Source organism: Niveispirillum sp. FG156 (genome assembly GCF_057809555.1).
This window is the reverse complement of record NZ_JBMDKE010000003.1, coordinates 25152-37908: the sequence shown is the minus strand read 5'-3', so window position 1 is coordinate 37908 and position 12757 is coordinate 25152. Positions and strand designations below refer to the sequence as shown.

The window sequence follows — 12757 nt, the reverse complement described above, 5'->3', positions numbered from 1 at the left end:
CAGCCCGTTCTTTGGGGTGCCGGCAATGTCCTTGCCCGTAGAATTGGATGTCTGTCCCCCATGACCGGTGGTCCCCGCCGCGACCGTGATGGCCGAAGCGGAGACGACCCGGCAGTCCCCGGCCCTTATTGTCTTGTTATGATCGGGGCATTTCCGTGGATCGGGCCATACCAGGGCGGAACCCGTCCCTTCGCGCACCGGGTTGCGATGCATCGAACGGGCGGACCATCCGTGGATGACTGCCGAGAACTGGAAATGGAGGAATGTTGGCAGCAAAGGCCTGAACCGGTGCCGCCAGGGCACACCGGTCCTATGCTCAGGCCGCTACAGGCGGTCTGAGGTCGGGCGCATGCCCAATGCCGGCAGGCACGTAGCCTGCCACCGGCTTCTTCACGTCACCCGTTACCGTGACGGACAGCGCCGTGTCGCTGGAAGGAAGGCCCGACAGCATGGTGAGGCAATGGATCACGCCGCAACAGGCGCCGCCGCCGGAACAGTCGGTCGGGCAGGCATCGTCCGACATCGCGTCCGCCGCCGAAAGGCCCGACATGGCCATACCGTGGCGGGCCGTTTCGGATTGTCCTTCCACCTTGACTTGCCCATGCGCCGCCACAACGGTCGCACCGTCCTGAACCGACCGGGCCTGAGACGCGTTGGAAACGGCAAAGACCAGCGTCATGGTCAGGGCGAAGAACCCCACCAGGCACAGTCGCCGTATTGTTTCCAACTGATCCACCAAATCATGCCTCCGGCAGGATCCGATCTCGGTTATCTTTGTATGCTAAGTACGGAAGCAATGACCGTCAAGCGCTACATCGACCGAAATGTCGAAGCTTTGGGAAACGGTTCTGGCGGCGGCGGAGCAAGCCGCCAGAACCGTTTCCCCTTTCCCAGCCTATCTGAATGACCGCAGGCGCAAGGCGTTGCCCACGACGGACACCGAACTCAATGCCATCGCGGCGGCGGCAATGACCGGACTGAGCAGGAAGCCGAACAGCGGGTACAGGACACCGGCCGCCACCGGCACACCCAGCGCATTGTAGATGAAGGCAAGGAACAGGTTCTGCCGGATGTTGCGCATGGTAGCGCGGCTGAGCGACCGGGCCCTGGCGATGGCCGCCAGGTCGCCTTTCACCAAGGTGACACCAGCGCTCTGGATCGCGACATCCGTGCCCGTTCCCATCGCGATGCCGACATCGGCCTCGGCCAGAGCGGGGGCGTCGTTGACCCCATCGCCGGCCATCGCCACCACCCGCCCTTCGGCCTTCAGGCGCCGGACGATACTGTTCTTGTCCGCTGGGCTGACCTCCGCCACGACCTCGTCGATCGCCAGATGCCGCGCAACCGCTGTCGCCGTGGTCTTGTTGTCGCCGGTCAGCATCACCACCCGGATGCCATCGGCGCGCAGTGCCTTCAGGGCGTCAGACGTGGTGGGCTTGACGGGATCGGATACCGCGATGATCCCGGCCGGGCGACCGTCCACAGAAGCGAACATGGCCGTGGCCCCGTCGGCCCGCAGTCTTTCCGCTTCCTGGGAAAGCTGGCCAAGGGATACGCCCATTTCCGCCATGAGCCGCGCATTGCCCAGGACGACGCGACGCCCCGCGGCCACGCCCGTCACGCCGCGACCGGTCACAGAGCTGAATTCCGTAACCGTCGTCAAGGCCGCGCCCTGTTCGGACGCGGCGGCCAGGATGGCAGCGGCAAGCGGATGTTCGCTGCCTTGCTCAAGGCTGGCCGAAAGCGACAGCAATTCCAGTTCACTGAAGCCTTCGGCCGGCACCAGGGCCGTGACCTTGGGCTTGCCGATGGTAAGCGTGCCGGTCTTGTCCACCACAAGCGTATCGACCTTCTCCAGCCTTTCCAGTGCTTCGGCATTCCTGATCAGGACCCCCTCGGTCGCCCCGCGCCCGACCCCGACCATCACGCTCATCGGTGTGGCCAGACCCAGCGCGCAGGGGCACGCGATGATGAGCACCGAAACGGCGGCCACCAGCCCATAGGCAAAGGAAGGGCTTGGCCCCCACATTGCCCAGGCGGCGAAGGCAAGCAGGGCGATCAGGATCACCGCCGGCACGAAATAGCCGGAAACCGCGTCCGCCAGCTTCTGAATGGGCGCGCGGCTGCGCTGTGCGTCGGCGACCATCTGCACGATGCGTGACAGCATGGTCTCGGCCCCGACCTTGTCGGCCTGCATCACCAGTCCGCCGGTACCATTGACGGTTCCACCGATCAGCTTGGCGCCCGGTTCCTTCTCCACGGGGATGGATTCGCCCGTCACCATGGACTCATCCAGCGACGACCGTCCCTCGATGACGATCCCATCAACGGGCACCGCTTCGCCCGGCCGCACTCGCAGCCGGTCACCGGGATTGACCTGCTCCAGGGGGACCTCCTGGTCCTGGCCGTCAGGGGTCAGGCGTCGCGCGACCTTTGGCGCCAGGTTGAGCAAGGCCTGGATCGCGCCGCCGGTCTGTTCACGGGCGCGCAGTTCCAGCACCTGCCCCAACAGGACAAGAACCACAATCACCGACGCCGCCTCGAAATAGACGGCCACCGAGCCGTCCACATCGCGGAAACCGTCGGGAAACACCTGGGGCGCCAGAATGGCCGTGAGGCTGTAGAGGAAGGCCGCACCAACACCCATGGCGATAAGGGTGAACATATTGGGGCTGCGAGCGAGGATCGATGCCCAGCCACGGGCAAGGAACGGCCATCCCGCCCACAAGACGACCGGGGTGCCCAGCGCGAACTGCAACCAGCTGTTCAGCGTTGGCGACAGAAGGTGCGCCAGGCCCAGGCCCGGAATATGCCCGCCCATTTCCAGCAGCAGGATGGGGGCTGTCAGGACGCCGCCGATGACCATTCGGCGCTGCATGTTCCGAAGTTCCTCACTGGGTCCGGCGTCGGGCGCCGCCACCTCAGGCTCCAGCGCCATCCCGCAGATCGGGCAATTGCCCGGACCTTCCTGTCTGACCTGCGGGTGCATGGGGCAGGTGTAGATCGCCTTCTTGCCCGGCGCGGTCGCCTGTTCCCCGGTGCCGCGCAGATAGGCACCCGAATCCTGCACGAACTTTTCCTGGCAGCGGGAGGAGCAGAACCAGTAGGTCTTCCCATCCTGTTCAAGCCGGTGCGTCGCCGTTGCAGGGTCGACAGACATGCCGCAGACGGGGTCTTTCTCAAGCACAGACCCCGCGCCATGGGACGCGTGGCCATGGTGGGAATGACCGCAGGCCGCGTGGCTGTGATGTGGAGCTCTGCTTTCGTCTTCTTGCATCATGACCTCCTACAGAGAGTAGGTACAATCCGTCGGGTGGATTTCCCGCCCTGCCTTAACAGGGTGCGAAAAAGGCTTTCGCGTCGCGAGGGTGGGGAATTTTCGGCAAGATTAGGAAAATTCGAAGCAAGATACTGGTGGTATCTTACGAGGATTTGACGCGAGATTGCCGAAAATAACCCGACCGCAGCAGCGAAATGGTTTTTCCGCACCCTGTTAAAGGGGGGAAGACAGCTGGACACCCCCGCGTGGTTTGGGGCATCCGACCGCGTCTGCCCTAGAACCAGAAGCGCACGCCCGTCACGAGGGCGACCTGGCTGGCCCTTTCCCCCTCGTCCCGCGCGATATCCGCCGCGTCTCCCAGCTTGCGTTCCCACTGGACGCCGACGTAGGGGGCGAACTCCTTCACGAACTCATAGCGAAGGCGCAGTCCCAGACCAACGTCGTTGACGCCTCGGCCGACTCCGAGCGCCTCCACCCTCTGCACCGCGACGTTCAGTTCCACGCTCGGCTGGAGGATCAGCTTCTGGGTCAGGAGCAGGTCGTACTCAGCTTTCAGCCGGCCGGACACGTCCCCGTCCTCGCTGACGAAGGCTTGCGCCGTCACGTCGAAGAAGTAGGGTGCAATGCCCTTCATCCCGACCACACCGTAGGCGGTCCCGGGCTGGGGCCGGACGTCGTAGCGGACACCGGCCTGCACGTCCCAGAACTCGGACGTCATCCGGCTGTAGAGGAGCTGGAACTCCGCCTCCTCAAGGGCCCCGCCGTTGGGCTTGCTGCCCTCCGTCATGAACCAAAGCCTCTCCATGTCCCCACCGGCCCAGCCTTGCGCTTCCCAATTCACGGAATCGCGCCCGTCTACCCAGCGGCGCTCGACCTGGTCGACTTTGAAGGTGCCGAACAGCGGTGCCTCATGCTCCGAAGCACGGTGCTCGACATAGTCCTCCTCGGCCTGGGCCGTGGTGGCCGGCAGGGCCAGGATCCCGACCGCGAGCGCGGCCAATCCCAATCGCATCAGTTTCTCTTGCATTTGCCACTCCACGGTCAAAGGCTGGCTGTTTTCGGTTCGACGATGAATCTCGTCATCATTCCAGACGCCATGTGGAACAGCAGATGGCAGTGGAACGGCCATTCGCCGGGCTCGTCCGCCGTCAACTGCACGGATTTGGACTGTCCGGGCGGCACCAGCACGACATGCTTCCTCGGCATGCGGTCGGACTGCCCGTTCTCCAACTCCATGAACATGCCATGAAGATGCATGGGGTGCGCCATCATGGTCGTATTGACGAACTTGATGCGCACCCTGTCGCCGTAGGCGACGCGGATGGGTTCGCCCTGGTCGAACTTCATGCCGTTCAGGGTCCAGATGTAGCGTGACATCATGCCGGTGAGTTGGACCTCGATCTCGTGCGTCGGCTCCCGCAGGTCCTTCGCCTTGGTCAGAGACTTGAGGTCCGCGTACGAGAGGGCCTTGGTGCCCGGGGGCGTGCCGGCATCTCCCCAGCCCACGGCGCGGCCGGGCTCCGCCGAAGCCGGCTTCGCCTGGTCCATCCCCGCCATAGAGCCATGGTCCATCCCGGCCATGCTCGGCATCGAGCCACGGTCCATGCCTTGCATTCCCGCCATGGCGGACATGGAACCATGGTCCATTCCCTGCATCGCCCCATGGTCCATGCCAGCCATGGAGCCCCCGCCCATGCCGGCATGGGCCATGCCCATGTCCGCCATGGTCAGGATGGTGCGGGGCCGGCGCTCTGGGATCTCCCCCTCGGCGCCTTCCACGGTCGCGATGGTCGCCCGTGCATAGCCGCTGCGGTCGATGGGTTCGGCAAAGAAGGTGAAGGGCTTGTCCCCCGTTGGCATGACGACGACGTCGTATGTCTCGCCGACGCCGAACCGGAACTCGTCCACCTTGACCGGCATGACGCTCTGCCCGTCCGCCGCCACCACCGTCATGGGAAGGCCGGGTATCCGCACGTCGAAGATGCTCATCGCCGAGCCGTTGATGATGCGCAGGCGTATCCGCTCGCCCGGCCTGTAGACCGCCGTCCAGTTGTCTTTCGGGCCCTTGCCGTTCACGAGGAACTGGTAGCCGGTGACATCCGCTAGGTCCGTCGGATCCATGCGCATGTCACCCCAGTCCTTCCGGTCCTGGATGGCGGCGCGCCATCCGTCGCGGCCGGCATCGGACAGGAAGTCCGACAGCGTGCGCTTGCCCTTGTTGTAGTAGCCCTCGCTGACCTTCAGCTTGTTCAGGACCGCCACGGGGTCCTCCGCGGTATGGTCGGAAAGCAGGACGACCAGGTCGCGGTCGGCCCTGACCGGGTCGCGGTCCGCAGGGTCGATGATGATGGCGCCGTACATGCCCTCCTGTTCCTGGGCGGCAGAGTGGCTGTGGTACCAATAGGTACCGGCCTGCCGCAGCTTGAAGCGGTAGGTGTAGGTCTCCCCCGGTTTGATTGACACGAAGCCGTTGAAGCCGGGAGAGCCGTCCATGACGCCCTGCAGCAACAGGCCGTGCCAATGGATGGAAGTGGGCTCATCCAGCCCGTTGATGACCCTGACCACCACCTCCTGGCCTTCGCGCCAGCGGAGGATGGGCGCCGGTACCGTGCCGCCGATTGCGATGGCGTCGGTGGTCACCCCGTCCACTGTTATGCGCGTCCGCTCGACGGCCAAGTCCAGTGTCTGGTCGGCGGAAGCAAAGCTGACCCGGCCGGGGAAGACGGTCACGACCCCCGCCATGCCCGCCACTCCAGCGAGGCGCAGGATGTTGCGCCTGGAAAGCGTTGTTGGATTGTTCATTTTCCGCCTCCGATCACTTCTGGATGACGATCTTGCCGGCCATGCCGGACTCGTAATGGCCCGGGATGTTGCAGGCGAACTCCAGGGCGGCGTCCTTGGAGAAGGTCCAGGTCAGCTCCTTCGTCTGCCCCGGGCCAATCAGCACGCTGTTGGGATCGTCGTGCTTCATCGGTGCCATGTCACCCTTGGAATGGCCCATCTTGGAATGGTCCATGCCCGACATCTCGTTCATCCCGGTCGGGGTCAACATGCCCTGGTCCGCCATCATCTCCATTTCCTTCTGGTGGGCGGCGTGCATGTCCGTCGTGCCGATATTGAACTCGTGCAGCAGTTCACCCTTGTTGGTGATCACGAAGCGAACGGTTTCGCCTTTCTTCACCTCGATCTTCTCGAGGTTGAAAAGGTTGTCGACGGTCTCGATCCGGACCGTCCGGGTGGCCTTCGCGGCCTCCCCCGGCTGGCCGATCTCGACGGCATGGGCGTGTCCGGCCTCGCCGACGCCGGCCATGGCGCCCCCCGTGATGCCGATGATGCTGACCCCAGCCAGAATGGCGGCGACGGCGTGCGCGATGCGGAAGTTGACGTTCATCTTGGAATGTCCTGTCGATCTGCCGGCCTCCTCGGAAACGATGGAGTCCGGTCGTGGGCCTGGCGAAGACGCTCTTCGCCTTGAAAAGTCGTGTGCATGGATGACGCTGGCGAACATTCCTGCGGAAGCGGCGGCACGACGTGCGGCACGGCATCGCGGAAGTGGACGGGCACGAAGGCGCTACGCCCCGGCATGGAGCGCTTGCAGTCGGGGAACCGATCATAAATTCGCTTTTCAGTCCCGTGCAGCCTAAACCGCAAGCAGGCTATGCCCTTTGCCCAAGCGCGTCACTTGGGTAGGCGTCAGGCTGCCAGCCTCGGCGGGCGCAGCATGGGGGAGACGGAACGGCCCTTGACGAGGTCGTCGACGACCGGCAGCAAATCCGCCAGTTGCCAGCCGGCATAGCTGAAATCGATCTCGTGGGCCGTCAGTATCGATTGGCCACAGGCCACGACGCAGCACCCCGCCTTGGACGCCTTGGACGTCGCGTCGCCGTGATCGGCGTACTGTGCGTATTCCTGCGCATCGTGGCATTCGGCGGTCGACCCTGCGGGCACGTCCATGGCATGCACCGCCGGCGACATGTGCGCCATCGCGGTCGCGCCGCCAAAGCCCGATAGTCCCCCCCATCCTACAAGGAGGCCGATCAGCAACACAGCAAGGGTGCGGGCGATGGACATCTGGAGGACGATACCCTACGAGTTGCAACTGCGACCGGCGCGCGGGCAGCTGCTGCATGCAAGTAACATATATATGGCCGAACGCAGCCAAGGCGCAAGGTATTTCTTCGTCTGGACCTAGAGAGTTGGGTGAACAATTTTTCATGAAATCTTTTCCATCCCAGTAAAAGGAACACAGTGTAGTTTTGGCCCCACACTATCCGAACGTATACAGGCTGGCTTCTACATGCTAAATATCATCGGAATGAGTCCCGTTATCGAGGCAGCGGCACCCGCGTTTCCCTAGAGGACCATCACGCAACGACCTCGGTTGGCGAGTTGTTAATAGGAACAGTGAAGTTGCGGCTGGCGTGTTAAAGTCGACGATGGTGATGGGGCAAGTCCGCTGCTGGATTGCGGCATTCGTCCGGAAGAAGACCAGCCCATCGCACTCGATAACACAGAGTTGCAGTGACGTACTGCTCTTGCCAACCGCAAAGGGCTGTGGGAGGGTTGGAGCATGAAGCTCTGGACCGCCCTTTGCCGCCTGCTATCGATCCTGACGGTGGCCGGCCTGATGACCGCTTCGATGGCGCCGCCGTCGATGGCGACGGCGGGCACTGCTTATCCTTCCGTCACGGACATGGCCTCCCTGCCGGACGACATGCCCTGCTGTCCCGGCGGGAACCAGGCGCCCGACTGCGGCAAGGCCTGCCCGCTGGCCCTCCTGTGCCTGGGCATGGGTGTCGCCCAGGCCCCGGCGCCGGGTTCGATGATCGCGCGGCTGGACCCCATCGCCGTGATGCTGCCCGGCTGCGACAGCGCCTATCGCAGCCGCGCGGCCCCACCGCCCCGCAAGCCGCCCCGCCTCTGAGGTTCATCGCCGGCATCGATTGAGGCCGGTTAGCCGATCCCGTGCGGGCCTATGCCCCGCGCGGCCCTTTCCGATGGACCTTGGAAACTCCGCGATGATCTCGCCCCTGATGAGGCGGGCCGCCGGCCCGCTCACCCTCGCCGCCATCCTGGCGGCGGGAACCGGCGGCTATTGGGCCGGGCGGCAGGACGCCCCGCCGCCGACCGCTGCCGGCACCGATGCTCCGGCCCGGCGCATCCTCCATTACCGCAACCCAATGGGCCTGCCCGACACCTCGCCCGTGCCCAGGCAGGATTCCATGGGCATGGATTATATCCCCGTCTACGCGGACGAGGCGGACGAGACAGGTACCGTCACCGTCTCCACCGCCAAGCGGCAGCGGACGGGCGTGCGCACCGACATCGCCGTGGAACGGGTGGTGGCCGAGCCCCTGTACGTGCCCGGCAGGGTGCAGCTGGACGAGCGGCGCGTCACCGTGCTGGCGCCGCGCGCCGACGCCTTCATCGAGAAGGTGGCCGATGTGACGACGGGCGGGCGGGTGGCGGCGGGCCAGGTGCTGCTGCATTTCTACGCGCCCGACATCGCCGCAGCGGCGGCCCTGTTCCTGGGCGAGCTGAATGGCGGCGCCACGCGCGGCGGCGCCCGCCAGCGGCTGGCCAACCTGGGCGTCCCGCCAGAGACCATCGCCGAGATCGAGCGGACGCGGCAGGTGCCGTTGCCCATGACCTGGCGGGCGCCGCGCGACGGCGTCGTCGTGCAGCGCAACGCGGTGGAGGGGATGAAGGCCGCGGCGGGCGACGTGCTGTTCCGGCTGGCCGACATTTCCGGCCTCTGGATCGTCGCCGACGTGCCGGAGGCCAGGCTGGGCGAGCTGCGCACGGGCGCCACCGCCAGCATCCGCCCGCGCGGCCTGCCGGGACGGGTGCTTCAGGGCCGGGTGTCGGTGATCTATCCGCAGGTCATGGCCGACACCCGCACCGTCCGCGTGCGGATCGAGGTCGCCAATCCCGACGGCGCCCTGCTTCCCGACATGTATGCCGATGTCGAGATCGCCACCGGCGACGGCATGCCCGTGCTGGCCGTGCCCGACAGCGCAATCATCGACAGCGGCCGGCGGCAGACAATCATCCTGGACAAGGGCGACGGAAGGTTCGAACCGCACCCCGTGCTGCCGGGCCGGCGCGGCGGCGGCTATATCGAGATCCGCTCCGGCCTTGCCGCCGGCGACCGGGTGGTAACGGCCGCCCATTTCCTGATCGACGCCGAAAGCAACCTGAAGGCCGCCCTGGACGGCATGCGGGACGGGGAGGCCACGCCATGATCGCCCGCCTGATCGCCTGGTCGGCCCGCAACCTGCTGCTGGTGCTCATCGGCACCGCCTTCACGGTGGCCGCCGGCCTCTACGCCCTGAAGACCCTGCCGCTGGACGCCATCCCCGACCTCTCCGACGTGCAGGTCATCGTCTATACCGATTATCCCGGCCAGGCGCCGCAGGTGGTCGAGGACCAGGTGACCTACCCGCTGAGCAGCGCCATGCTGACCGTGCCCCGGTCCAAGGTGGTGCGCGGCTTCTCCTTCTTCGGGGTGTCCTTCGTCTATGTGATCTTCGAGGACGGCACCGATCCCTATTGGGCGCGGGCCCGCGTCCTGGAATATCTGAACGCCGCCGCCCCCCGCCTGCCCGAGGGGGTGAATCCGGGCCTGGGCCCGGACGCCACGGGCGTGGGCTGGGTCTACCAGTACGCGCTGGTGGCGCGGGAGATGACGCTGGCCGAGCTGCGGTCCTTGCAGGACTGGGTGGTGCGTTTCCCCCTGTCCCGGGCCAATGGTGTGGCGGAGGTGGCCGGCATCGGCGGCTTCGTCAAGCAGTACAGCATCATCGTGGACCCGCTGAAGCTGCGCGCCCAGGGCGTCACGCTTTCCATGATCCGCGACGCGGTGCAGGCCAGCAACCGCGATGTCGGCGGCCGCACCCTGGAACTGTCGGAGGTCGAGTTCATGGTGCGCGGGCGCGGCTACCTGCGCTCTGGCGACGACATCGCCGACATCGTGCTGCGCAGCATGGGGGGCGTGCCGCTGCGCATCCGCGACGTGGCCCGCGTGGAGATCGTGCCCGACGAGCGGCGCGGCATCGCCGAGCTGAACGGCGAGGGCGAGGTGGCGGGCGGCATCGTGCTGCAGCGCTTCGGCGCCAACGCCCTGACCGTCATCGACAATGCCAAGGCCCGCCTGGGCGAGATCGCCGCCAGCCTGCCCGACGGCGTGGAGATCGTCCCCGTCTATGACCGCTCCCGCCTGATCAAGGCGGCCATCGACACGCTGAAAGGCACGCTGCTGGAGGAAAGCCTGATCGTGGCCCTGGTCTGCGTGGTCTTCCTGCTGCATCTGCGCAGCGCCCTGGTCGCCATCCTGATGCTGCCGGTGGGCATCCTGATGGGGTTCGCCGCCATGCGGGCCATCGGCCTGGGTGCGGACATCATGAGCCTGGGCGGCATCGCCATCGCCGTCGGCGCCATGATCGACGCCGCCATCGTGATGATCGAGAACGCCCACAAGCACCTGGAACACAGCCCGCCCGACAAGCCACGCACCCAGGTGCTGGTCGAGGCGGCGACCGAGGTGGGACCGGCCCTGTTCTTCAGCCTGCTGGTCATCACCGTCTCCTTCCTGCCCATCTTCACGCTGGAGGCGCAGGAGGGCCGGCTGTTCGGCCCGCTGGCCTTCACCAAGACCTTCGCCATGGCGGCGGCCGCCCTGCTGTCGGTGACGCTGGTGCCGGCGCTGATGGTGCTGTGCGTGCGCGGGCGGATCGTCCCGGAGCATCGCAACCCCGTCAACCGCCTGCTGGTCCGGCTCTACCGGCCCGTCATCGCCGCCGTGCTGCGCGCCCGCGGCACGACCATCCTGCTGGCCCTGCTGGTGCTGGGTGCCAGCGTCTGGCCGGCCCGCCAACTGGGCTCTGAATTCATGCCCGGCCTGGACGAGGGCACGCTGATGTACATGCCCACCACCCTGCCGGGCCTGTCGGTGACCAAGGCGGCGGAACTGCTGGCCATTCAGGACCGCATCATCCGCTCCTTCCCGGAGGTGGCGTCGGTCTATGGCAAGGCCGGTCGCGCCGCCACGGCCACCGACCCAGCCCCGACGGAGATGTTCGAGACCATCATCAACCTGAAGCCAAGGTCCGAATGGCGGCCCGGCACCAGTATCGACAGCCTGAAGGCGGAGATGGACAGGGCGCTGCAATTCCCCGGCGTGTCGAACGCCTGGACCATGCCCATCCGCGCCCGAATCGACATGCTGGCCACCGGCATCCGCACGCCGGTGGGCATCAAGCTGTTCGGTCCCGACCTGGCGGCGATGGAACCCATTGCCCGCCGGATCGAGGCGGTGCTGCGCACCGTGCCGGGCACGACCAGCGCCTATGCGGAGCGGGTGATCGGCGGCTATTACCTGGACATCGTGCCCGACCGCCAGGCGCTGGGCCGCTATGGCCTGACCGTCGGCGACGTGCAGGATGTGGTGGCCACGGCGCTGGGCGGGGCCATCGTCACGACCATGGTGGAGGGGCGGGAGCGCTACGGCGTCTCCCTGCGCTATCCGCGCGACCTGCGCGACAGCCCGGCCACCATCGCCACGGAGGTGCATGTGCCGCTGCCGGGCGGCGGGTCGGTGCCGTTGGGGGAGGTGGCCGCCATCCGGCTGGACCGGGGCGCCACTTCCATCCGCACGGAGAACGGCCAGCTCGCCACCTATATCTATGTCGACATGGCCGGGCGCGACCTGGGCTCCTATGTCGCCGATGCGCAGGCCGCCGTGGCCGGCGCCGTCACCCTGCCGCCCGGCTACATGATCGGCTGGAGCGGGCAGTTCGAGTATCTGGAACGGGCCGAGGCACGGCTGCGCATCGTCGTGCCGCTGACGCTGCTGGTCATCTTCCTGTTGCTCTACCTGAATTTCCGGGCGCTGACCGAGACGCTGATCGTCATGCTGTCCTTGCCCTTCGCGCTGGTTGGCGGGGTGTGGCTGATGTGGTGGCTGGGCTTCAACCTGTCAGTGGCTGTGGCCGTGGGCTTCATCGCGCTGGCCGGCGTGGCGGCGGAGACGGGCGTCGTCATGCTGATCTATCTCGACCAGGCCCTGGCCGCGATCAGGGCCGAGCGCGCGGCCCAGGGCCTGGCGCTGACCCGCGAGGATGTGCGCGATGCGGTGATGCGCGGGGCCGTGGAACGGGTGCGGCCCAAGATGATGACGGTCACCGCCATCATCGCCGGCCTGCTGCCCATCCTGTGGAGCGACGGGGCCGGATCGGAGGTGATGCGGCGCATCGCCGTGCCGATGATCGGCGGCATGATCTCCTCCACCCTGCTGACCCTGGTGGTGATCCCCGCCGTCTACGGGCTGGTCAAGGGGTGGCGGCTGCCGGGAGCGGTGGGGCCTGACGGGGTGAACTGAAGCTCCTGCTAAGCCAAGAGAGGCCGGAGGATGCCATCCGTCGGGCAACCGTGCTTGTCGACCGTGTGATCGCGAACCTTTACGACGACCGTACAGGC

Annotated in this window: 9 protein-coding genes; 3 read left to right on the top strand and 6 right to left on the bottom strand. The window is 66.3% G+C overall.

The window, feature by feature from the left end:
* Nucleotides 1-316: 316 nt before the first annotated feature.
* The 6 genes from ACODSP_RS02590 to ACODSP_RS02565 form a co-directional block, all read right to left on the bottom strand.
* Nucleotides 317-739 (bottom strand): hypothetical protein, encoded by a 423-nt coding sequence (locus ACODSP_RS02590; RefSeq protein WP_488964072.1) that lies wholly within the window; start codon nucleotides 737-739, stop codon nucleotides 317-319.
* A 156-nt stretch (nucleotides 740-895) separates the two neighbouring features.
* Nucleotides 896-3277 (bottom strand): heavy metal translocating P-type ATPase, encoded by a 2382-nt coding sequence (locus ACODSP_RS02585; protein WP_488964223.1) that lies wholly within the window; start codon nucleotides 3275-3277, stop codon nucleotides 896-898.
* Nucleotides 3278-3554: 277 nt separating this feature from the next.
* On the bottom strand, nucleotides 3555-4307 hold the full coding sequence (locus ACODSP_RS02580) for a copper resistance protein B (RefSeq protein WP_488964071.1): 753 nt from the start codon (nucleotides 4305-4307) through the stop codon (nucleotides 3555-3557).
* A 14-nt stretch (nucleotides 4308-4321) separates the two neighbouring features.
* Nucleotides 4322-6082 carry a copper resistance system multicopper oxidase gene (locus ACODSP_RS02575; protein WP_488964070.1) on the bottom strand — a complete coding sequence of 587 codons (1761 nt, stop codon included), beginning with the start codon at nucleotides 6080-6082 and terminating at the stop codon, nucleotides 4322-4324.
* 13 nt (nucleotides 6083-6095) lie between these two features.
* Nucleotides 6096-6671: a cupredoxin domain-containing protein gene (locus tag ACODSP_RS02570; protein WP_488964069.1), complete on the bottom strand. Its 576-nt coding sequence runs from the start codon at nucleotides 6669-6671 to the stop codon at nucleotides 6096-6098.
* Nucleotides 6672-6973: 302 nt separating this feature from the next.
* On the bottom strand, nucleotides 6974-7351 hold the full coding sequence (locus ACODSP_RS02565; RefSeq protein WP_488964068.1) for a hypothetical protein: 378 nt from the start codon (nucleotides 7349-7351) through the stop codon (nucleotides 6974-6976).
* 499 nt (nucleotides 7352-7850) lie between these two features.
* On the opposite strand from ACODSP_RS02565, the gene ACODSP_RS02560 reads away from it, so the two are divergent.
* The 3 genes from ACODSP_RS02560 (at nucleotide 7851) to ACODSP_RS02550 (ending at nucleotide 12659) form a co-directional block, all read left to right on the top strand.
* Nucleotides 7851-8204 carry a hypothetical protein gene (locus ACODSP_RS02560; protein ID WP_488964067.1) on the top strand — a complete coding sequence of 118 codons (354 nt, stop codon included), beginning with the start codon at nucleotides 7851-7853 and terminating at the stop codon, nucleotides 8202-8204.
* Between the two features lie 94 nt (nucleotides 8205-8298).
* On the top strand, nucleotides 8299-9525 hold the full coding sequence (locus ACODSP_RS02555) for an efflux RND transporter periplasmic adaptor subunit (protein ID WP_488964066.1): 1227 nt from the start codon (nucleotides 8299-8301) through the stop codon (nucleotides 9523-9525).
* Complete coding sequence (locus tag ACODSP_RS02550; RefSeq protein ID WP_488964065.1) at nucleotides 9522-12659, top strand: efflux RND transporter permease subunit; 3138 nt, start codon at nucleotides 9522-9524, stop codon at nucleotides 12657-12659. Before ACODSP_RS02555 ends, ACODSP_RS02550 begins: the two co-directional genes overlap by 4 nt.
* The last annotated feature ends 98 nt before the right edge of the window (nucleotides 12660-12757 follow it).